Annotated in this window: 20 protein-coding genes; 11 read left to right on the forward strand and 9 right to left on the reverse strand. The window is 62.4% G+C overall.

All coding sequences use genetic code 11. From position 1 onward, the window contains the following. Positions 1–4 precede the first annotated feature (4 nt). Complete coding sequence (locus IB265_RS13465) at positions 5–748, reverse strand: SDR family oxidoreductase (RefSeq protein WP_057248506.1); 744 nt, start codon at positions 746–748, stop codon at positions 5–7. Positions 749–847: 99 nt separating this feature from the next. Here IB265_RS13465 and IB265_RS13470 point away from each other — a divergent pair, with 99 nt between their 5' ends. Together IB265_RS13470 and IB265_RS13475 are read left to right on the forward strand one after the other, a co-directional pair. Further along, a complete protein-coding gene (locus IB265_RS13470) occupies positions 848–1750 on the forward strand; it encodes an AraC family transcriptional regulator (protein WP_057248507.1) in 903 nt (300 codons plus the stop codon). Positions 1751–1862: 112 nt separating this feature from the next. After that, positions 1863–2450 (forward strand): YqaA family protein, encoded by a 588-nt coding sequence (locus IB265_RS13475; protein WP_057248508.1) that lies wholly within the window; start codon positions 1863–1865, stop codon positions 2448–2450. Positions 2451–2478: 28 nt separating this feature from the next. Here IB265_RS13475 and IB265_RS13480 read toward each other — a convergent pair whose 3' ends face one another. From IB265_RS13480 to IB265_RS13495, 4 genes are all read right to left on the reverse strand, one after another. Continuing rightward, complete coding sequence (locus IB265_RS13480; protein ID WP_057248509.1) at positions 2479–3933, reverse strand: amidohydrolase family protein; 1455 nt, start codon at positions 3931–3933, stop codon at positions 2479–2481. Next, positions 3926–5032 carry an amino acid ABC transporter permease gene (locus IB265_RS13485; protein WP_057248510.1) on the reverse strand — a complete coding sequence of 369 codons (1107 nt, stop codon included), beginning with the start codon at positions 5030–5032 and terminating at the stop codon, positions 3926–3928. The genes IB265_RS13480 and IB265_RS13485 overlap by 8 nt, the downstream gene beginning before the upstream one ends. A gap of 3 nt (positions 5033–5035) precedes the next feature. Beyond that, positions 5036–6184, reverse strand: coding sequence for an amino acid ABC transporter permease (locus tag IB265_RS13490; RefSeq protein WP_057248511.1), 1149 nt, complete (start codon positions 6182–6184; stop codon positions 5036–5038). A 126-nt stretch (positions 6185–6310) separates the two neighbouring features. Continuing rightward, positions 6311–7342: an amino acid ABC transporter substrate-binding protein gene (locus tag IB265_RS13495; RefSeq protein ID WP_057248512.1), complete on the reverse strand. Its 1032-nt coding sequence runs from the start codon at positions 7340–7342 to the stop codon at positions 6311–6313. A gap of 239 nt (positions 7343–7581) precedes the next feature. Here IB265_RS13495 and IB265_RS13500 point away from each other — a divergent pair, with 239 nt between their 5' ends. Both IB265_RS13500 and IB265_RS13505 read left to right on the forward strand, forming a co-directional pair. After that, the gene (locus tag IB265_RS13500) at positions 7582–8268 is read left to right on the forward strand and encodes a GntR family transcriptional regulator (protein ID WP_244495534.1); all 687 of its coding nucleotides are present in this window, start codon (positions 7582–7584) and stop codon (positions 8266–8268) included. 167 nt (positions 8269–8435) lie between these two features. Beyond that, positions 8436–10025, forward strand: a complete 1590-nt coding sequence (locus IB265_RS13505; protein WP_057248513.1) for an ABC transporter substrate-binding protein — start codon at positions 8436–8438, stop codon at positions 10023–10025. A 51-nt stretch (positions 10026–10076) separates the two neighbouring features. On the opposite strand, the gene IB265_RS13510 is transcribed toward IB265_RS13505, so the two are convergent. From IB265_RS13510 to IB265_RS13525, 4 genes are all read right to left on the reverse strand, one after another. Further along, positions 10077–10790, reverse strand: coding sequence for an HAD family hydrolase (locus IB265_RS13510; RefSeq protein WP_375293063.1), 714 nt, complete (start codon positions 10788–10790; stop codon positions 10077–10079). An 80-nt stretch (positions 10791–10870) separates the two neighbouring features. Further along, on the reverse strand, positions 10871–11539 hold the full coding sequence (locus IB265_RS13515; RefSeq protein ID WP_057248515.1) for a metallophosphoesterase family protein: 669 nt from the start codon (positions 11537–11539) through the stop codon (positions 10871–10873). 249 nt (positions 11540–11788) lie between these two features. Further along, on the reverse strand, positions 11789–12160 hold the full coding sequence (locus IB265_RS13520) for a hypothetical protein (protein ID WP_057248516.1): 372 nt from the start codon (positions 12158–12160) through the stop codon (positions 11789–11791). Positions 12161–12325: 165 nt separating this feature from the next. After that, positions 12326–14038 carry a phosphoethanolamine transferase gene (locus IB265_RS13525; protein ID WP_162261275.1) on the reverse strand — a complete coding sequence of 571 codons (1713 nt, stop codon included), beginning with the start codon at positions 14036–14038 and terminating at the stop codon, positions 12326–12328. Positions 14039–14310: 272 nt separating this feature from the next. Here IB265_RS13525 and IB265_RS13530 point away from each other — a divergent pair, with 272 nt between their 5' ends. The 7 genes from IB265_RS13530 (at position 14311) to IB265_RS13560 (ending at position 22274) form a co-directional block, all read left to right on the forward strand. Beyond that, complete coding sequence (locus tag IB265_RS13530; RefSeq protein WP_057248518.1) at positions 14311–14985, forward strand: response regulator transcription factor; 675 nt, start codon at positions 14311–14313, stop codon at positions 14983–14985. After that, positions 14982–16334 carry a HAMP domain-containing sensor histidine kinase gene (locus tag IB265_RS13535; protein ID WP_057248519.1) on the forward strand — a complete coding sequence of 451 codons (1353 nt, stop codon included), beginning with the start codon at positions 14982–14984 and terminating at the stop codon, positions 16332–16334. Before IB265_RS13530 ends, IB265_RS13535 begins: the two co-directional genes overlap by 4 nt. Before the next feature lie 245 nt (positions 16335–16579). Continuing rightward, a complete protein-coding gene (locus tag IB265_RS13540; RefSeq protein WP_057248520.1) occupies positions 16580–17284 on the forward strand; it encodes a CerR family C-terminal domain-containing protein in 705 nt (234 codons plus the stop codon). Continuing rightward, on the forward strand, positions 17281–18288 hold the full coding sequence (gene hlyD, locus IB265_RS13545) for a secretion protein HlyD (RefSeq protein WP_057248521.1): 1008 nt from the start codon (positions 17281–17283) through the stop codon (positions 18286–18288). The genes IB265_RS13540 and hlyD overlap by 4 nt, the downstream gene beginning before the upstream one ends. After that, complete coding sequence (locus IB265_RS13550; RefSeq protein ID WP_057248522.1) at positions 18285–20015, forward strand: ATP-binding cassette domain-containing protein; 1731 nt, start codon at positions 18285–18287, stop codon at positions 20013–20015. The genes hlyD and IB265_RS13550 overlap by 4 nt, the downstream gene beginning before the upstream one ends. Next, positions 20012–21160: an ABC transporter permease gene (locus tag IB265_RS13555; protein ID WP_057248523.1), complete on the forward strand. Its 1149-nt coding sequence runs from the start codon at positions 20012–20014 to the stop codon at positions 21158–21160. The genes IB265_RS13550 and IB265_RS13555 overlap by 4 nt, the downstream gene beginning before the upstream one ends. 1 nt (position 21161) lies before the next feature. Continuing rightward, positions 21162–22274, forward strand: coding sequence for an ABC transporter permease (locus IB265_RS13560; protein ID WP_057248524.1), 1113 nt, complete (start codon positions 21162–21164; stop codon positions 22272–22274).

The following is a 22274-nucleotide window of genomic DNA, read 5'->3' on the forward strand; positions in this document are numbered from 1 at the left end:
GAGATCAGCTCGCCTTGGCAAGCGCCACGGCGTCGGCGCCAGCCGGGAAATGGAGCTGGCCGGACAGATCGTTCGCCGCCTGCCAAACGGCCTCCGCCACATCGGTCTCGGTCGTGACCAAGGGTGGGGCGGCAAACTGCGCGAAGATGGGTGCGGCAAAATCCGCATAGGCCGCCGGGATCAGGTCCTCGACGCGCATAGTGGTGTTGCGGGCGAAGCGGGTGGTCGGCGCGTAGCCGGGCTCGACCAGCTTAACCCTGACGTTGAAAGCTTCCAGTTCGTGAGCGAGCGAGCCGGTGAAGCCCTGGATCGCCGACTTGCTGGCGGTATAGGCTGCGGCGAGCGGCATGGAAGCAAGCGTCACAGTGGACGTAACGTTGACCACGACGCCCGACCGGCGGGCACGGAACTGCGGTATCACCGCCTGGGTCATGGCCATCACACCGAAGGTATTGGTGTCGAAAACCTTGCGGATATGGGACATCGGAGTCGCCTCGAAGGCGCCAACCACGCCGATACCGGCGTTGTTAACAAGCACATCGATCGGGCCGGCTTCCTCAATCGCAGCCGCGATGCTGTCGCGATCGGTGACATCAAGAGCCAAGACACGCAACCGGTCGGAGTTCGGCAGAATGTCTCGCTGCGGTCGGCGCATCGTGGCGATCACGTTCCAGCCCTCGGCATGAAAGCGCCGCGCCGTCTCCAGCCCGTAACCGGAAGAGCAGCCGGTAATCAGTACGGTATTCATCGCGATTTCCTGTCAGTTGTTTCGATGGAAAAGAGATATCGCCTCCGCTCTGGACGCTCTACGGCTTGAAGTCCTGATTTCATTTGCTATCGTCCTGACATGGTCGATCCACTCTCGCAACTCATTCAGCTTCTTCGTCCGCGCACGGTCTTCACCAAGGGTATCAGCGGCGCCGGCCGCTGGGCCGTGCGCTATGCCGATTTCGGGCAGCCGAGCTTCTGCACCGTCATCGAGGGGGCTTGCCGGCTGGCTGTCGATGGCGAGGTACCGGTCACATTGGAGGCCGGAGATTTCGTGCTGCTGCCGGCAACACCGGGTTTCACCCTTTCGGGGTTCGATCCGGTTCAGCCGACCTTCATCGACCCCAAGGGGATGCCGGCGCCGACCGGCGAGGTTCGCCACGGCAGGCAACACGGCGAACCGGACGTGCGCCTGCTCGGCGGCTATTTCGTCCTCGATTCGCCCGATGCCGGACTGCTTGTTTCGCTGCTGCCGACATTGATGCATCTGCGCGGGATCGACCGACTTTCGACACTCGTGTGTCTGGTGGGCGAAGAGGCGCGTGACGAAAGGCCAGGCCGGGACCTGGTGCTGGCACGGCTTGTGGAAGTCATGCTGATCGAGGCCCTTCGGTCTATTCAAGGCGAAAGCGCAACGCCCGGCCTGTTGCGCGGCCTGGGTGACCCGCGGCTGGCGGCGGCCATTCGGCAGATCCACGCCGATCCGGCCCATGCCTGGACGGTCGCGGAACTCGCGAGCGAGGCGGCACTCTCCCGCTCCGTGTTCTTCGAGCGCTTCACCCGCGCTGTTGGCGTGCCGCCGATGGAATATCTGCTCGTCTGGCGCATGGCGCTCGCCAAGGATCTGCTGCGGCAACGCGACGTCGATCTCGCCTCCGTCGCCGAACGTGTAGGCTACAGTTCAGCCAGTACCTTCAGCACAGCCTTCAGCCGCCATGTTGGACAGCCGCCAAGCCGTTATGCACGCATGGCTGTTGCTTAGCGGCGGCCATGCCTCGCCCTTCGTAAGAAATCGCTCAAATGCCAAGGCGGCCACATTTACACCCCGCTCGGTCGCCTATAGAGGGCCTACCACCAACAGCGAACCGTAATTCATGCTCCGACGCCTATATGACTGGACGATGTCGCTCGCGACACGAGAAACCGCCATTGTCTGGCTTGGCATCATCGCCTTTGTCGAAAGCTCGATCTTTCCGGTCCCCGCGGATCTGCTCCTTATCCCGATGGCGCTGGCGCGCCCGGAGCGGGCGTGGCGCTACGCGCTTGTGGCCACCATCGCGTCGGTGCTCGGGGGTGTCGCCGGCTGGTATCTCGGCCATTATGCCTTCGATACGCTGGCAAGGCCGCTGCTGGAGTTCTACGGCAAGCTCGACACGTTCGAGCATCTGAAGGCGTCGGTCGACTCTGAAATGCTGGCGTTGCTGCTCGTGACCTCAGGCCTGGCCCATCTGCCGCCGATCAAGGTCGTGACCATCCTTTCGGGCGCGGCCAACATCAACCTCGGCTTTTTCATCATGTCGGCGATCGTTGCACGTGGCGCGCGCTTCTTTGTGCTCGCCTGGCTGCTGCGCCGCTTCGGCGAGGAGATCCGTGATTTTCTCGAGCGGCGGCTGAGCGCGTTGGCCGGTGGGGCGGCGGCGATCCTGATTTGCCTCTTCGCCGCCCACCGCCTTTTCTACTGATCTTAGTCTGAACCGTCTCTTTTGGCGGCTACGCCCTTCCCGGACGGGCCATGGGCAAGGATAGCGGCGCTAGCGTCCGCATCCCGCGGCCCTTCGGGTCGTTTTCAGGTGCCTTCCGGCAAGCGTAGTCCTGCGCCTCCTGCAGCTTCGCAAGCGCTCCATCGTAGTCGATCAGGGTTGGCCGTCCGCCGCTGACGACGCAGGTTCCGTCAACATAGACCCGCTCTATCGCCCGCTCGGCTGCACAATGAAGGAGATTGCGCAGCGGATCGTAGACTGGCTGCATCGCGTGGTGGCGAAGATCGACCACGAGGAAATCCGCTTTGGAACCGACGGCGATGCGGCCGATGTCATCACGGCCGAGCGCCCTGGCGCCGGCGATGGTCGCAGCCTCCAGGATATCACCGGTCGCGACATCGAAGACGGACTTGCCGGACAGTCGTGCACAGATCATCGCCTGGCGCATTTCTTCCAGCATATTGAAGGGATAGCTGTCCGTTCCGAGCGCAACGTTAACGCCTGCCCGACGGTAGCGGCCGACCGATTCCAGCGCCATGCCGCTGCGCGAGAAGGTGACCGGGCAATGGGCGACGGTCGTCTGGCGATCGGCAAGAAGACGCAAATCGACCTCCGTGCGCTGGCGCGTCCACGAATGGCTGTCGACAAAGATGCAATGGCCGAGGATCAGATCCTTTCCGAGCAAGCCCAGGCTTTCGAGATATTGCACGGCCGTCAGTCCGTGTCGGCGCAGGAGTTCCTCGTGCTCGGCCATGGTCTGGGCGGCGTGGATGGTGACCGGAACGCCGCGCTTGCGCGCTGCCGCCACCGCATCCTGCAGCAGTTCCGGCGAGCAGGTCTCGATCTGCGATGGTGCGACGACGCCGCCAAGCCGACCGGAGGGGTGCGCTGTCGCGGCATCGACGACCTCCAGAGCCCGAGCGAAAGCGTCGCGCCCACGCGCCTTGTCCCAGCGGAAATCGAGACGGTGGCTGTCTTCGACATGCCACTGCGCCTCGCGGAAGCCCGGCGCGACGAAAGCGCGTGCACCGCTTCGCGCGAGCGTCGGCAGCCAGCTTTCATGCGGGCCGGCGATATCGAGCAGCGTGGTGACGCCGCTGCGCATCAGGTCACCGACCATGACGGTCAGCGACGCCTCGATCGCGTCTTCGTCGATCTCCAGAAGGTTGGAGTATTCGTAGAGCGCATTGCCCCAAAGGGCTGCCGTGCCCGTGTCCTCGAAGATGCCCTTGGAGATCGGCTCTTCGCCGGAGTGGCAATGGACATTGACGAAGCCCGGCATGATCATCCGGTCGCGGCCGGAACTCTCACTGTCGAACGGACCTTCGTAGTGACCGCCGACATGGACGAAGCCCTTGTCGTCATAGGCGATGTCGGCGTTGTGCAGATAGACATGGCCATTGCGCTCGCTGTCGAAGGCGACGAGCGTATGCACATTGCGGATGACGTGGATCTCTTTAGTCATGCGATGTCCTGAAATATTGTTCGAGGAAACGGCTGTAAGCTCCCATGAGAGCACTGAAAATGAAATAGACGACGGCCGCGAAGACGTAGCCTTCTAGCACCGCGATGCCCTGCCATTCCGGATCGCGCATGGCGGTACGCACGGTGTCGAGGAAGTCGAGCAAGCCGACGATGGTCACCAGTGTCGTATCCTGGAAGAACCCGATGAAGAGGCTGACGAGCGGCGGGATGACCTTCTTCAACGCCTGCGGCAGCACGATCTTGCGCATGATCTGCCAGTAGTGCAGACCGAGCGAGTGTCCGGCCTCCACCTGCCCGTTGGGCACCGCCTGCAAGCCGCCACGGACGATCTCGGCGATATAGGCGGCGGCAAAGAGGATGATCGCCACCTGTGCGCGGATGAGCTTATCGATGGTGATGCCGTCGGGCATGAACAGCGGCAGCATGACCGTTGCCATGAACAGGATGCTGATCAGCGGCACGCCGCGCACGATCTCGATGAAGCTCACTCCCAGGATGCGGATGGCTGGAAGGCTGGAGGCGCGGGCGAGTGCAAGCGCGATCCCAAGCGGCAACGCGCAGGCAAGCCCGATGAAGGAAAGCATGAAGGAGAGCGGCAGCCCTCCCCATTGCGTCGTCGGCACGACCGTCAGGCCAAAGAACCCGCCCGCCATCAGCACATAGAGCACCGGCAGGATGACTGCGATCCAGGCGATCAACAGCGCCCGTCCCCAGACCTTCGGGACCATCGAGACGACACAGGCGCCGAGAAACAAGAGCATCGCCGTCAGCGGCCGCCATTGCTCCTCGAACGGATAGAAGCCGAAGAAGATGTAGCGCATCTTCGTCGACAGGAACGGCCAACAGGCGCCATTCGTCACCTTGCATTCCGCCGGCGTGCCGACAAAGGTGGCGTCGACGAACAGCCAGCCGATCACCAGTTTCGCAACCGCGAAGATCGTTCCGAGGCAAAGGATGGTGATCAGTGCGTTGCCCGGCGTTCCGAAATAGGCGCTGAGCCAGCGCCCTTTCGGTGCCGGTGGCGCTTCGCGGTGGGACGTAAGCGATGCGTCGCCGATGAGGGTATCGATCTGTGTCATTGCTCAGCGCTCCCTCAGCGCGACCTTGGCATTGTACCAGTTCATCACCAGCGAGATGAGGATCGACAGCCCGAGATAGACGCCCATGAAAATGGCAATGGATTCAATCGCCTGCCCGGTCTGGTTCATGATCGTGTTCGAAACCATCACCAGATCCGGATAGCCGATGGCGATCGCGAGCGAGCTGTTCTTGAAGACGGTCAGATAGGTGTTGGTTAGAGGCGGGATGATGATCCTCAGCGCCTGCGGCAGGATCACCAGCTTCAAGGTGCGCGCGCGTGATAGGCCGAGGGCCGTCGCGGCCTCCCACTGTCCTTTGCTGACCGCCTGGATGCCGGCCCGGACGATCTCCGCAACGTTGGCCGACACGCTAAGCGTCAGCCCGAGGAGAAGCGCCACGAATTCCGGGCGCAGGTGATAGCCGCCGCTCAAGCGGAACCGGCCGAGTTCTGGTACGTCCCAAGTGACGGAAATGTTGGCGAGCAGCAATGCTGCCACGAGCGGCAGAAGAAGCGCAATCGTCGCGATCAAGGCAATCGGTCTGTCCTTGCCGGTGACGACGCGCCTGCGGCCGAGAATCCGTGCAACGGAAGCGGCCGCAGCGATGCCGACAACGAGAGCCGTGACCATTGCCGAAAATCCGCTCTCCCAGTGCAGGGCGGGCATGACCAGGCCGCTGTTCGACAGGAACACACCCGGAAGCATCTGGATCGCCTGCTTGACCGGCGGAAAGGTGGAGATGATCAGCGAGTACCAGAGCAGCAGGTAGAGCAGCAGCGGCACGTTGCGGAGGGCCTCCACATAGGCAAGCATCAGTCGCGACAGCACGGGATTGTGCGACAGCCGCCCGATGCCGACCAGCAGACCGAGAATGGTGCCCAGCAGTGCGGCGAGCAGCGAGACTTTCACCGTATTGGCAATGCCGACGAGGATCGCACGGCCGATTGTATCGGTCGGCTCGTAGGTGATCGCGGTTTCCGTGATGACGAAACCGGCCTGGCGCGCCAGGAAGCCGAAACCGGTCGCGATATCCTGCTTGGCAAGATTGGCGCTTGCGGTGCTGAACATCACCCAGGCGATGAGCAGCACGACACCGACGGCGATCACTTGATAGAGATAGGCGCGAATGCGCGCATCATAAAACAGGGGCATCGGCACCCGTCCCTTAGGCAGGACCTACAGCGCCGCCGGTCTTACCGGGGCGCAGAGGTCGCTTTGGCACTTTGAATTTCTGCAGCAGAAAGCTAGGCCCGCGCTTGAGCGTGGGCCTATCAATCCTCAACGGAACGGCGGTGCGTAGAGCAGGCCACCTTCGCTCCAGCGCGTATTCGGACCTCGGGTCAGGCCGAGAGCGGTCTTGGTGCCGAGGTTGCGCTCGAACACTTCACCATAGTTTCCCACACCCTTGATGATGTTGTAGCCCCACTTGTTGTCGAGGTTCAGCATCTTGCCGAGTTCTTCATTGACGCCGAGCATGCGCTGGATCTCCGGATCCTCGCTCTTGGCCATCTCGTCGACATTGGCCTGCGTGATGCCGCGCTCCTCGGCCGCCATCAGCATCCAGGCGGACCAGGATACAATGTCACGCCAGTTGGAGTCGTTCTGGCGAACAGCAGGCGCCAGCGGCTCCTTGGAGATGGTTTCCGGCAGAACGACGTAATCATCCGGGTTGTTGGCAACGGCGCGGATCGAAGCGAGGTCCGAACGGTCGGACGAGATCGCTTCGCAACGGCCTGAGAAGAAGGCGTTGCGGTTTTCGTCCGGGTTTTCGAAGACGACCAGTTCGAACTTGCCGCCGATCGAGCGGAAGAAGTCGCTGAGGTTCTGCGCGGTCGTGGTGCCCGGCAGCGTGCAGATCGCGGCATCCGTCAGTTCCTTGGCGCTGTTGACGCCGAGCGATTTCGGCACCATCAGCCCCTGGCCGTCGTAGAAGACTGTCGGCCCGAAATCGAGGCCAAGCGAGACTTCGCGCGAGAAGGTAAGGGTCGTCTGGCGCGACAGCATGTCGATCTCGCCGGACTGGAGCGCCTGGAAGCGCGTATTGATGTTCGTCAGGACGAAATCGACCTTTTCCGGATCGCCGAAAACGGCGGCGGCCACGGCACGGCAGACGTCGACGTCGAAGCCCCCCATGTGACCCTTGGCATCCGCGGTGGCAAAGCCCGGCGTGCTCATCGAGACGCCACAGATCAGCTTGCCGCGCGCCTTGACCGTTTCAAGCGTCGTCGCCGCGTTCGCAGACGTCGCGGCCACAAGCCCGACGGCGATGCCCGCAACGGTCGCGCAAAGCTGTAGGATTCTGTTTTTCATGAATTCCCTCCCTTTGGTTTCCTTGTCCTGACCGGTCCTGGTCGTGCGGTCCTCATCGCACGCCTCCTCCCGAACCGATCGACACCAACCCGTAATTGTCAGCGCCATCAATTGCATACGATAGACGGATACAAACATCAACATGATTGTATACAATATTGACGACGAAATATTCGGGCGTTATCGAAATGCAGGACATGTTTGGCCGATCCTCGATCGGCCCGTCGGGGGAGGCAACCTTGTCTGAGAAATCGAGCCGCAGCGACATCGTCTACAGGCTCCTGCGCCAGGCCATCCTGGAGCAGGCATTAAGGCCGGGAACGAAGCTTGCCGAAGACACGATCGCCGATCATTTCAAGGTCAGCCGTACCAGCGTTCGCGCGGCCCTGGTCCGGCTGAACGCCGAGGGCATCGTCGATCTCAGAGCCAACAAGGGCGCCTGCGTGGCGGAGCCGACGCTGGAAGAAGCCCGCGATATCTTCGCGCTAAGGCGCATGCTGGAAGCCGAAGTGATCCGCCGGCTGGTGGCCGATCTCGACAGCGCCGACGTCAAGCGGCTGGAGCAGCACGTGAAGCAGGAAGAAGCAGCCCTTTCCGATCACGGCCCGCTTTCGATCCGCCTCGCAGGCGAATTCCACATCCTGCTCGCCGAACTCACGGGCTCGCAGGCCCTGGCGCGCTTTGTCCGCGAGATCGTCTCGCGCTGCTCGCTGATCCTAGCGCGTTTCGCCCGGCTGCATTCTCCGGAATGCGCAGTCGACGAACATGTGCAGATCATCCGCGCGCTGCAGTCGCGCGACACCGCCACGGCAGAGCGGATCATGCTAGAGCATCTCCACGCCGTCGAGCTGCGCGCCGAACTCGATATCGACAAGACCGAGCCGGATATCTCCGCCGTTCTGCAACGTTACGCCCGCAAGGGCTGACGCTGCCTGTCGCCGTCGGGTCGTGCCGGCGGTCGAGGATACGACGTTCTCCAGTCGATCTGCGGCACCAACTGTCGCGCGGCAAGAATCCAGACGCGATATCTGCCTCCAATATCCTGCAACGATACCGGTGCGCCGGGCGGGTCTTACAAGGGAGGGAGTGAGCCATGCCAAGAGAACTGGAATTCATGAGCCAACAGGTGGCCGCAGGGCGGCTGTCGCGACGGGAGTTTCTCGGGCGCGCCGCAGCGCTCGGCGTTACGGTCGCGTCGGCGAACCTGCTGCTCGGCCAGGCAGCTCGAGCGGCCGGGCCTGTCAAAGGGGGAACACTGAAGGCCGGCCTCGTCGGCGGGGAGTCGACGAACAGCCTCGACCCCGCGACATGGGCAAGCCAGGTCCCCTACACACTTGGGCGCTGCTGGGGAGAACAGTTGCTCGAGGTATCTCCGGCCGGCGAGATCGAATATCGGCTCGCCGAATCCTATGAGGCAACACCCGACGCCAAGACCTGGCGCTTCAAGATCCGCAAGGACGTCACCTTTCACAACGGCAAGGAACTGACCCCGGCGGACGTGGTGGCGACACTCGAGCGTCACGGCGATGCCGATTCCAAATCGGCGGCCCTGCCCTTCGTCCAGGAATTCGAGACAATCAAGGCAGATGGCGACAGCGTCGTCATCACGCTTCGCCAACCGAACGCCGACCTGCCCTATGTTGTCAGCGATTACCACCTGATGATCCAGCCGAACGGTGGCAAGGATGATCCGACGGCGGGCATCGGCACCGGGCCTTACAAGGTGGTCTCCAATGAGCCGGGCGTCAAACACATCGCCGAACGCCACGAAGGCTATTGGGGCTCCGCCGAACGCGGCCATGCCGAGCAGATCGAAATCGCCGTCATCAACGATTCGACGGCACGCACCGCCGCGCTACAGAGCGGCCAGATCCACATGATCAACCGTATCGAGCCCAAGGTCGTGGCCCTGATCCAGCGCTTGCCCGGGGTCGTCATCCGCAACGTGCCGGGCAAGGGTCACTATGTCTTCATCGCCCACTGCAACACGACGCCCTTCGACAACAACGACCTGCGCCTGGCGCTGAAATACGCCGTCGACCGCGAAGAGATGGTCGCCAAGGTGCTCGCCGGCTACGGCACCGTCGGTAACGACACGCCGATGATCAAGGGCTACCCGCTCTTCGACAACGACATCGAACAGCGGGCATTCGATCCGGACAAGGCGAAGTTCCACTACAAGAAGTCCGGCCACAGCGGCTCGGTTCTGCTGAGAACTTCGGACGTCGCCTTCCCAGGCGCCGTCGACGCGGCGCAGCTTTTCCAGATGAGTGCCGCCAAATGCGGGATCACCATCGACCTGAAGCGCGAACCGGGCGACGGCTACTGGTCGGATGTCTGGAACAAGCAGCCCTTCAGCATGTCCTACTGGACCGGGCGGCCGACGCAGGACCAGGTCTATTCCATCGCCTACCTATCGAAGGCAGAGTGGAACGACACGCGCTTCTTCCGCGAGGATTTCGACAAGCTGATCTTCACTGCGCGCGGCGAACTCGACACAGCCAAGCGCAAGGCGCTCTATCGCCAGTCGGCGATGATTTTGCGTGACGAGGGCGGGGTCATCGTGCCGATGTTCAACAACTACATCGACGCAACGAGCGACAAGGTCGGCGGCTGGGTCGACGATCCGAACGGCGAACTGATGGGCGGCCACGCGCTGACGAAATGCTGGCTCAACGCCTGAATCAAATGGGAAGCCGAAGGCCGTCGCCGACCTTCGGCTTCCTTGACGCATTTAGAGAGTTTGACGCAGCGACAGCGTGCCGTCGCTTGCGAGTTCCACCTCGATCTCGTGGTAGCGATCAAGCGTCAGGTGCGGAGTACCTTCCACGGCCGCGTGTGCGCCGGTAACGACGACGACGTCGGCGCCGGCCGCGAGACCGGCAAGAATTCCCGCAGGTGCGTCTTCGAAGACCAGGCAATCCTCCGGACGCACACCCAGGCGCTCGGCAGCCATCCGGTAGCCCTGCGGATCGGGTTTGCCGACGGAAACATCTTCGCCCGTAATCATCAACTGCGGCGTCGGGATGCCGGCAGCAGCAAGGCGGCGCACTGCCAAGTCCAGCGGCGCGGACGTGACGATCGCCCATTTTTCCGGCGGTAGTGAATTCAGGAACGCGACGGCGCCGGGGATTTCGACGATGCCCTCGACATCGGCGATCTCTGCGAGCGCCAGATCAAAGGCTTCCTTTTCCGGATCGACATCGGGCAGTTCGAGATTGCGGATCGTATCGACGGCGCGCACGCCATGAACGGTCTTTATGAACTCGATCGGATCGATCCCGTTGCGCACCGCCCAGGCGCCCCAGACGCGCTCGACGACGGCCATGGAGTTCAGCAGAGTGCCATCCATATCGAACAGCAGGGCAGCAAAATTCTTCGTGAACACGGATGAAGGCGCGGCGTCCAAGGCAATCCCCTGAGGTGGTGAAACGGGCGGCAGCAACATCGCCCTATGGAGAAGGCACACCTACTACCGGACGGCCGGACGCACAATGACATTTGCGCCGCAACCGCCAGCGATGTCGCTCAGCTTGCGGCCTGGATTTGCGTCGTCATGAGGAAATCGATCGGGCCACCGGGCTGATCGTCGTCGAAGACGGCACAGGACAGCACGCCACTGAAGACGGCGCCGGAATCGACATTGGTCCGGTTTCCGATCGTGCGCGGATTGGCCATGCTGGGTGTATGCCCATGGCAGAGATGTTTTCCAAAGTACTCGCCCGAATAGTCCTCTGGTCGCCGGATCCAGAGGAAGATCTCGTCGCCTTGCTGTTCGAGCGGCAAGGTCTCATCGATACCCGCATGCACGAAAATGCGATGCCGCTCGACAAGGATCGTGGGAAGCTCCTTGATCCACTTCAGATGCCGACCGGGAACGACGCCATTGTAGGAGACCAGCGTCTCCTGGCCACCGTTCATGAGCCACCAATCAACGTCGCTCTCGCCGCTGCTGGCGCCCCATAACATCTCTTCATGGTTGCCCTTGAGTGTCAGCCAGGTCCAACCGGGTTTTGACGGGCCGGCCATGACCAACTCGACGACGCCGCGACTGTCCGGCCCCCGGTCGATCAAGTCGCCGAGAAAAATGACCCTGCCCGCCGGTGCATAGGTTTCAATCTCGCGCAAAAGCACACGCAACTGGTCGAGGCAACCATGAATGTCGCCGATGGCGAAGGTGAGTTGCCGGCCGGCCATGCGTCTACTCTCCACACATACTCCAAACCCTCGAACCGGGCTGATCCGAGAGAAAATATCGATAAATCAAAACACTATAACAAGTCTTTCGTCGAAACGTATGCGCGCGATATCGATTGACGTCAAAGTGCCCGACAATTTTTCCGGTAGTCCGCCGAGATGGCCGAAACTGGGCGGAGGTACGCCTTCGAGCGAAATCGCGAAAGCCGTATTCCGTCACTCGGGACAGGCGGCATCGTCGCTGAGCCCTCAGCGGCGGGAATGGCCCTTTGCAATCGTCGAAGTGGCGATCGATACCGGGTCGCTCGCCGGAAATGTATCTTCAAGCCCCTCTTCGAGCTGCTCTTCCATCGCGTCCCGATCATGCGCCCGACGTGCATTCGGCAGCGGTCCGCGAAAGGCCGCCTTCGCACCGCCCGCAGCCGGAAGCGCTTCGTCTGCGTCGAGCGCCGTTCTGAGCATATCCTTTGCCTTTGCGATGGCGTTGAGCCGGTTCAAGGAGCCGGCATCATCCTGCGGGCACATCACGGTCACCACTTCCCCGCCATCGCCGACGAACTCGACGCTAAATCCGGCTCGACCGCCTCTTTCCGGGGAAACCTGTATACCGACGACGCGCATCTAATCCTCCTGCGTACGGATTGGGGCCTCTGTCCACCGGACTGATATGGCAAAAGGGGTCGCCGACCGTCCGCGCGGAGTCGAGGACATGTAAGCAAGGAAGCGTCGAAACGCGCTTTTGTTCCGAGACCTTGGAAAAATCGCGGCAACCGGTCGCGGTTGCGCTCAGAGTGCGCCCGGCAATGCGACGGCGCGCGTTGTATTGGCCGGCAGATCGTTGGCGGTATCTGCCGACTGGAATACCGGGCCACCGGCCGGCTTCCGCGTGCAATTTGCGAAAGCGTCGAGGTCACGTTTGTAGACCTTCGTCTCGACGTTCATCATGCCGAGAACGGTATGGAAGAGATTGTCGTGCGACTTCGGCTGTGCCGTATCCTTGGCGAGACAGGCGGTATCGACCCCCATGGCCGCCTGATAGGGCTTCGAAAACCAGGCGACGAACGGCACCTGCGTCTGCTCCCGCGGGGCAATCGCGTAGGGCGCACCGTGCAGATAGATACCGTCTTCGCCGAGCGACTCGCCATGGTCGGACATGTAGATCATCGCGCCCGCCACGCGGTCCTGGTGCTTTTCCAGGAGACGGGCAACACTTGCCAGCACGTAGTCGGTGTAAAGGATCGAATTGTCGTAGGCGTTGGTGATCTCGGCGACCGAGCACTTCATCAGTTCCGGCGTCCGGCAATCCGGCGTGAACCGGCGGAACTTCTCAGGGTAGCGCAGATAGTAGGACGGCCCGTGGCTGCCGAGCTGGTGCAGGACGATAACACTGTTCGATGTGGTCGCCTGGAGCTTCCTGTCGAGTTCGCCGAGGAAGATTTCATCCAGGCATTCGCCGTTCTTGCACAGGGGGCTGTTCTTCTGGTTGGTCATGCTGGCGAAGCTGATGAGATCGGCGATGCCCTTGCTGCCGGTGTTGTTGTCCCACCAGGTGGTCGAGACGCCGGCACGCGTCAGCACGTTCATCAGATTTTCCGTCGAACGCGCCTTCCAGTCGCTGTATTCATTACGCGGATAGACGGAGAACATGCAGGGGAGCGAAATCGCCGTCGCCGTGCCGCAGCTCGTGGTGTCCGCATAGTTCACGACGCCGAGCGCCTTCAGTTCCGGATTGGTCTCGCGCGCGTAGCCGTTCAAAGAGAAGTTCATTGCGCGCGCGGTCTCGCCCGCTACGACGACAACGACCACCGGCTTGCCGGCCGCCGCAATCCGCGGACCCTGGCGGGCGTCGGTGCCGAGCGGCTGCACGACGATGTTGCGCTCTTTGAAAGTCGAAGCGGCATACCGCACGGCGGCCGAGACCGGCCCCGTCGGATTGAACCGCTTCATCAGGTCCTTGTGCTCGCGGATCACGTAGGCGACGTTCGCGAAATTGGCATAAACCAGCCCGCTGCTGACGATGAGGCAGGGGATGATCACCGCAAGATTGATCGCGGCATTCGCAACGAAGGGGCGACGGCGGACCTTGACCCAGATGACGAGAAGCGAGGGGAGCAGACCATAGAGCAGCAGGTGCATCGCCAGGCTGCCGGTCAGCAGGTGGCCGGCTTCCGCCTGCGTCGTCACGGCTGCATTGCCGATCATGTCCTTGTCGATGATGACGCCAAAGGTATCGATGAAATAGGAGGCCGACGCCGACACCATGATGATGAAGATCAACACCGGCTTCATCACATATTTGACGGAAGCGGTCGTAAGCCCAGCAAAGGTCAGGAGGCAGAGTGCCGCGCTGAAGGACACAAGCGCCACGACGGAATCGTTGAAATAGGCAACCGTGTGCGTCCAGAAGGAATTGTTGGTGGCGACAAGCAGATAGGCGCTGACGAGCGCGCTCAGAGCGATACTACCGATCTCTGGCCGGCGAATTCTCGAAAAAATCAATGCGGTCGTCTCCAGCGGCGACTGCACGATCATCTGAGATGGTCAATACAGGCGCGGGCATTCAGTCGAAGCGGAGACCGCAATACGGCCACCTGTTCAGTTACAGCCTCCCCCTCACCGGTCGAGATACGACGTGCAAGCTGTCCAAACCCCGTCAAGATTGCTCATTGACCGCTTCATGCACGCGGTGGTGGGTATTGCGACCGGGAGTTGGCAGCCCAAGCGAAAGCCCATATGGTCGGCAGCGGCCCCTGTAATATCGAGACGATTCAATGCGCCTGCTCCTGGTTGAAGACAGCCCGCGACTGGTAGAACTGGTCGGAGAAACCATGCGGGACGCTGGCTGGCGCCTCGATTCCGTTTCAACCGTTGCGGACGCCGAAACGGCAATCGCGGGGCAGGAGCACGATCTCGTATTGCTCGATCTCGGCTTGCCCGACGGCGACGGCTTGTCCCTGCTTCGTCGCCTCCGGCACGACTATCCGGGGCTGCCTGTGCTGATCATCACCGCCAAGGGATCCGTCGACGAGCGTATTGCCGGGCTCGATGCCGGTGCCGACGACTATCTCGTCAAGCCATTCCATCATCGGGAGCTTCTCTCCCGTTGCCGTGCGATGCTGAGACGCAACCCGCAAGCGGTCCAGCCGGTGCTGGAGGCTGGCGCCTTGCGCTACGACCCGGCGACTGCGGACCTTACCTGTGACGGCATCGTGGTGCCGTTGCCGCCGCGCGAGCGTTCGCTGATGGAAATCCTGATGCGGGAAGTCGGCCGCGTCGTGCCGAAGCGCAAACTCGAAACGGCGCTTTCCGAATATGGCCAGGAAATGACGCCCAATGCGCTCGAGCTCGCGGTATCACGCGTGCGCAAGCGCCTGCAGCCGCTTGACACCGGCGTACAGATCGAGACCGTGCGCGGTATCGGTTATCTGCTCAGGCGCGCCTCATGAAACCCCGCAACCCGTCGCTGATCGGCATCGTCGCCCGCCGCATCATCGCCTTCTCGCTGATTGCCATGGCAATTCAGATCGGCGTCGTCTTTGCCGACTACTGGTTCGACGACGACAAGCTGAGCGTGCTCATGCTCCAGCAGGAAACCGAAAACCTGGTCGGCTATGTCCAGGTCCGCGATGGCGTGGCGAGCTACGAACCCAGTCACGAGATGCGCGAGCGCTATCAGGACCGCCATGACGACGATGGCTCGATCTTCCTGCGCATCCGCACAGCCTCAGGCGTGATCGTCTATTCGAACTGCACGAGCGAATGCGCCCAGCATTTCCTGCCCGTCAGCATGGATGCACCGCAGTTCTGGAAGCGGCTGATCGCTCCCGGCAAGCCCTTCAGCGTCGCCGGCGGCCAGACTTTCGAACGGAGCGGGACCACCGTGCTCATCGAACTTGCGATCCTCAACGATCCGAACGGCTTCATGTACGGCGCCCTGCTGCATGAGATGTTCGATTCGATGATCGTACCGATGACGTTGATGTTCTGCCTCGTCATCGGTGCGACGATCTGGTCCATTCGCAGCGCGCTGAAACCCGTCGCCATGGCCGCCCAGGCAGCCGATGCACTCGACCCGCGCGACAGCAATGCACGCCTGCCACTGACGCGGATGCCGCAGGAGATCGCGCGGCTGGTCTCCGCAGTCAATCGCATGCTCACGAGGGTTGCCGATCTCATTCAGTCGCAGAAGCTGTTCTCCTCCTCGATCGCCCATGAGATCCGGACGCCGGTCTCGATCGCCAAGATGGAACTGAGCCGCATCGACGACCCAAGGGCCCGCAATGCCGAAAGGGACCTCGACGCTCTGACCCATATCCTGGAGCAGCTCACCTCTCTGGCGCGGGCCGATGCAGTCGATCCCTCCGCCTACCAGCGCACCAGCCTGTCGCAAATCGGGGCCGCTGTTGCGGAAGCCATCGCGCCGTTCGTCTTCGACCACGACAAGTCGCTCGAATTCGTCGACGAAGGCACGCCGCCGGTCACCGCGATCCCGGCGCTCGTCGAGAATATGCTGCGAAACCTGATCGAGAACGCGGTGAAGCACAATCCGCCGGGCACGCGGATCGTTCTCGCCTGCGGTCCCGGCCCGGTCGTCTCGGTCGAGGACAATGGCAAGGGGCTCGTCGACTTGCCCGAACACCACGAGGATCTAGGCTACGTGAAGAGTTCCGGTCAGCTCGGGCTCGGCCTGAAGATTGTCCGGCGAATCAGCGAACTCCACCAGGCGACCGTCGCGGTCGATACGGCCCCGGAGCGCGGTACCAAGATCTCGATAGATTTCTCTGCGGCAGTCTAGGCTCCGCCAATTGGCCGATCCAGCAGTATATGCTCCCCTCCATCCCCTTGTGATCGCGCGCCGGCCTTAGGCGCCATGCGCAACCATCTGCGCCAAATGGCCAAATCGCAGCCAACCTTTACGTCGCTCTGCCGTGAGCCGCGAACGTTTCGCTGATCCGCCCATGGCCCGGACCGGAGCCGCACAACCGCGCATGACAAATTCATTCGATTGACTTAATCAATGGAATGATGTAATTTCAGGACATGATGAAAAACAAAACCTCGACCCAAGCACCCAAGCAGGACCGCGGCGATGTCACGCGTGAAAAGCTTTTGACGAGTTCCATCGATGTCTTCGGCCGCTACGGTTTCGATGGCGCCAGCACGCGGAGGCTCGCGGAGACTGCCGGCGTAAACCTGCAGGCGATCCCCTATTATTTCGGTGGCAAGGAAGGCCTTTACATCGCCGCCGCAGAACACCTTGCATCGATTATCGTTGGACATGTCGGCGATCTCAGAAACGTGATCCTCGAGCGCCTTGCCCGCCTCGACAACGAAGGCAAGGCGATGTCGGCTGAGGAAGCCCGGGAACTCCTGACCCAGACGGCGCAACACATGGTCGCGATCTTCGTCAGCCGGCAGTCCGAAAGCTGGGCGCGTTTCATCATCCGCGAACAGATGGAACCGACCGAAGCCTTCGAACGGGTCTACACCAACGTCATGGGACCGATCATCGGCATGGCCGGGAGACTGGTCGCGACCATTCTCGACGAACCGCCGCAATCCGAACATGTCCGGCTGAAGACCCTCTCCTTCGTCGGCAGCATCCTCGTCTTCCGTATGGCCCATGCGGCCATGCTCCGGCAGATGAACTGGCAGGCCGTTGGCCCCGACGAACTCGACATTCTGCGTCGGCACGTCGCCGAGCTTGTCGCGGCACTTGGCGGCGAGAAGGAGGGTCAGCCATGAACAAGCCGGCAATCGCCCTTCTGTTGCTCGCTGGCACTGCTGCCGGTGCTTGGTGGTTCGACGTCCCCCAGCGGCTCGGCTGGACCGGCACGGAGCGAACCTCGGTGCTTTACGGCAATGTCGACATCCGCCAAGTCTCTCTCGGCTTCCGTGTCAATGGCCGTATCGCGAGCCTCACCGTCGACGAAGGCGACGCGGTGAAGCCGGGCGATGTCCTTGCGACCCTTGACGCCGGTCCGTTCGAACAGGCGGTGGCCGCGGCCGAAGCCGAACTCGGCGCGCTCAAGGCCAATCTTGCAAAACTGAAGGCGGGCGCCCGCCCGACAGAAATCGCCCAGGCGCGCGCCACCCATGAGGAGCGTCTGGCCGACCTGGAAAATGCCAACCTTGCCTATGAACGCGCGCGGCAATTGCGTCCGAACGGCACCATCTCGCAAGCCAATCTGGATGAGGCAAACGCCAACAGGGCTGCCGCCGCCGCGCGCGCCACCTCCGCCCGCGAGGCGCTGGCGCTCATCGTGGAGGGAAGCCGGATTGAGGACATCGAGGCGGGTCAGGCACAGGTGCTCGCAGCCGAAGCCAAGCTCGAAAGTGCCCGCACGTCGCTTGCCGATACCCGCCTGCTCGCGCCAAGCGCGGGCACGGTGCTGTCCCGGGTGCGCGAAGTCGGCGCCATCGTCGCGCCGTCCGACATGGTCTATGTCGTCTCGCTCAACGAACCCGTCTGGGTCCGGGCCTATGTCGCAGAACCGGATCTTGGCCGGGTGCATCCGGGCATGAACGTCGAGATCACGTCGGACAGTGCGCCGGATCGCCCCTACAACGCGACGGTAGGTTTCATCTCGCCCGTCGCCGAGTTCACACCGAAGTCGGTGGAAACGCCAGAGCTCAGGACCGACCTCGTCTATCGCCTGCGCATCGTGGTCGACAAGCCGGGTCCCGATCTCAGGCAGGGCATGCCAGTGACAGTGCACTTGCCCGCATCCGCAGAGGCAACACGATGAACGACGACGCACCGTTCGTCCGGATCCTGGATGTGGTCAAGCGCTTCGGCGATGCCCCGGCGGCGCTCGACCACATCGATGGCGAAATCCTCGGCGGACGGATCACCGGGCTTGTCGGCCCTGATGGCGCGGGAAAAACCACGCTGATCCGGCTGATGACCGGGCTGATGGTGCCGGACGAGGGAAAGGTCGAGGTTCTCGGTTTCGACACGGTGACCAACGCCGCCGACATCCAGGCGGCGATCGGCTACATGCCGCAGCGCTTCGGCCTCTATGAAGATCTTTCCGTCCAGGAGAACCTCAACCTCTATGCCGATCTGCGTGGCCTGCCGCTCGCCGAGCGTGCCGCGACTTTCGACGAACTGCTGGAATTCACCGATCTCAAGCGCTTTACCGCGCGACTTGCCGGCAAACTCTCCGGCGGCATGAAGCAGAAGCTCGGTCTCGCCTGTGCGCTCCTGCGCAAGCCCCGCCTGCTCCTCCTGGACGAACCGGGCGTCGGCGTCGATCCGATCTCGCGCCGCGACCTTTGGAAGATGGTCGAGAACCTGACGGCCGAGGGCATTGGCGTCGTCTGGTCGACGGCCTATCTCGACGAAGCCGAGGCCTGCGACAGCGTTCTCCTGCTGAACGAGGGCAAGTTGCTTTTTGCCGGCAGCCCCGCCGATCTGACCGCTCGGGTCGCCGACCGCGTCTTCAAGGTTTCCGGTATCGCGCATGGACGCCGCCAGAAGCTCGCTCGCTTGCTCGATGACGACGATGTCGTCGACGGTGTCATCCAGGGTGAAGCGATCCGACTGGTGATGAAGCCGGACACAAAACCGCCGACACCGGACGACGGCTCGTCTGCGCCTGACGTGACGACCACCCCGCCCCGCTTCGAGGATGCTTTCATCGACATGCTCGGCGGCGGCCCCGGCGGCCGCTCGAAACTGGCGGAAACACAGACACCTTTCACGATGGAGGACAGCAAGCCCGTCATCGAGGCCCACGGCCTGACGAAACGCTTCGGCGATTTCACCGCCGCCGACGACATCACCTTCGATATCCCGCGCGGCCAGATCTTCGGATTGCTCGGCCCGAACGGCGCCGGCAAGTCGACCACGTTCAAGATGCTGTGTGGGCTGTTGAAGCCTACGGCCGGCGAAGGCCGCGTCGCCGGTTTCGACTTGCGTCGCGACGCGGCGGAGGCGCGCAACCGGCTTGGCTACATGGCGCAGAAGTTCTCGCTCTATGGAGACCTAAGCGTCGCGCAGAACCTCAGTTTCTTTGCCGGCGTCTACGGCCTTTCCGGCACGGGCAAGCGCGAACGCATCCAGCTGATGACCGATATCTTCGCCTTCGGCCGGCTGCTCGACATGTCGGCCAAGGATCTGCCGCTTGGGCTCAAGCAGCGGCTGGCCCTTGCCTGCGCCGTCCTGCATGAGCCGGAAGCACTGTTTCTCGATGAACCGACCTCCGGCGTCGACCCCATCACCCGACGCGAGTTCTGGACCCATATCAACGGGCTGGTCGAAAAGGGCGTGACCGTGCTCGTCACCACCCACTTCATGGACGAGGCTGAGTATTGCGACCGCATCTCGCTCATCTATCGCGGCCGGTCGATCGCGCTCGGCTCGCCGGATGAACTGAAGGCACAGGTCGCCAGCGACAAGCTTCCGGATCCGACGATGGAGGATGCTTTCATCGCCCTGGTCCAGGGGTCGGAGGAAAAGGAGGCGGCATGAGCGCGCAATCCGCCAACCTCGAAAGCCGGGCCGCCCGAGCCCGTCGCTTTGCCGCACTCGTGCGCAAGGAAAGCTATCAAATCGTTCGCGATCCGAGCAGCATCCTGATCGCCTTCGTGCTGCCCATGATCCTGCTGTTTCTCTTCGGCTACGGCGTCTCGCTCGATACGACGCAGACCCGCGTCGGGCTCGTCATCGAGGAGGAGGCACCGCTGACCCGCGACCTCGCCGCCGGCTTCCAGGCGTCACGCTATTTCAAGGTAACGGTCGGCCGCGACCGGCGCGAATTCGAAGAAGACCTGGTGCTTGGTCGCGTGCGCGGCATCGTCGTGATTCCGGCCGGCTTCACGGCGGACTATGCCGCCGGGCGCCATCCGACGGTGCAGGTGCTCGTCGATGGCTCGGACCCCAACACCGCCAACTTCGTGCAAAACTACGCCCAGGCGACCCTTGCCAACTGGGAGCGCCAGCGCTTGAGCGACGGCGCCGGCCGGCCGCCGGCAATTTCGGCAGAGCAACGATTCTGGTTCAATCCGGAGCTGACCAGCCGGAACTTCCTTGTGCCCGGGTCAATCGCCATCGTCATGACGCTGGTCGGGACCCTGCTCACCTCGCTCGTCGTTGCCCGTGAATGGGAACGGGGCACGATGGAGGCGATGATGGCGACACCCGTCTCGGCCGCCGAACTTTTGGCCGGAAAGCTGCTGCCCTATTTTATCCTCGGCCTCACGTCGATGACGCTCTGCGTTCTGCTTGCCGTCTTCCTCTTCGGCGTCCCCTTCCGCGGCTCGGTCGCAGCACTCTATGCGCTCTCGGCAACCTTCCTGATGCCGGCGCTCGGCCAGGGCCTGCTGATTTCGGCGGCCACGAAGAACCAGTTTCTCGCCTCGCAGCTCGCGCTGATCTCAGCCTTTCTGCCGGCGTTCCTGCTCTCCGGCTTTCTCTTCGAAATCAATTCGATGCCGACGGTTATTCAATGGATCACTCTCATCGTGCCGGCGCGTTATCTGATCCCAAGCCTACAGACCGTGTTCCTTGCCGGCGACATCTGGCCGATGTTCACGCGCTCCATCGCCGTCATGCTCCTGATCGGCTGCGTCTTCTTTGCGCTCGCCGCCCGCAGCACCCGCAAGAGGATTGGCTGAGATGTGGTGGACAAGGCTCAAGGCACTGATCGTCAAGGAATTGCTGGCGGTGCTGCGTGATCCCAAGGGACGCACCGTGCTGATCGTGCCGCCGATCATGCAACTGCTGGTGTTTTCCTATGCCGCGACGCTGGAGGTAACGAACGTCGACGTCCTGGTGCTGAACCGAGACAACGGCCATTGGAGCCAGGATCTCGTTCAGGAGATCCAGGGGTCGCCGACCTTCCGCAGCATCCGCTTCACCAACAGCCCCGATGAGGTGCGCGTGGCGATCGACACCCAAAAGGTCATTGCCGCGATCGAAATCGGCCCGACGTTCTCGCGCGATATTGAGGGGAGCCGGCCGGCAAAGGTGCAGCTCATCCTCGACGGGCGCCGCTCAAACGCGTCGCAGATCGTCTCCGGCTATCTCAGTCGCATCGTCGGAACGCTTGCCGCCGAGACTCCGGCCGGCCAACGCATGGCGTCGAGCGCCGTCACGGTCGTTGCGCGCAACTGGTTCAATCCGAACCTCACCTATCAATGGTTCATGGTGCCGAACCTGGTGGCGAGCATCGCTCTTTTGATCGGCCTGATCGTGACCGCGCTATCGATCGCGCGCGAACGCGAGCTCGGCACTTTCGATCAGCTCATGGTCTCACCGCTTCGAACCCACGAAATCCTGATCGGCAAGCTGATCCCGCCAATGATGATCGGCCTGTTCCATATCACCATCTACATACTGGCCGCCGTCTTCATCTTCGGGGTGCCGCTGCGCGGATCGCTGTTCCTGCTCTACGGCAGCGCCGTCTTCTACCTGGCCGCCGTCGTCGGTCTCGGCCTGTTCATCTCGGCGCTGTCGATGACACAGCAGCAGGCGATCCTCGGCGCATTTCTCTTCATGGTGCCGGCAATGCTGCTCTCCGGTTTCGCGACGCCGATCGAGAACATGCCCTCGTGGCTGCAACCGATCACCTACGTCAACCCGTTGCGCTATTTCCTCGTCATTGTGAAGGGCGTATTCCTAAAGGACATTCCGGCGGTCGAGGTGGCGCGCCAGACGATCCCGCTCTTGCTGATCGCCATCGTCACCCTCTCGGCCGCCTCATGGCTGTTCCGCCGCCGGCTGGAATAG

The organism is Ensifer sp. ENS10, from assembly GCF_014852025.1.
Taxonomy (GTDB): Bacteria; Pseudomonadota; Alphaproteobacteria; order Rhizobiales; family Rhizobiaceae; genus Ensifer.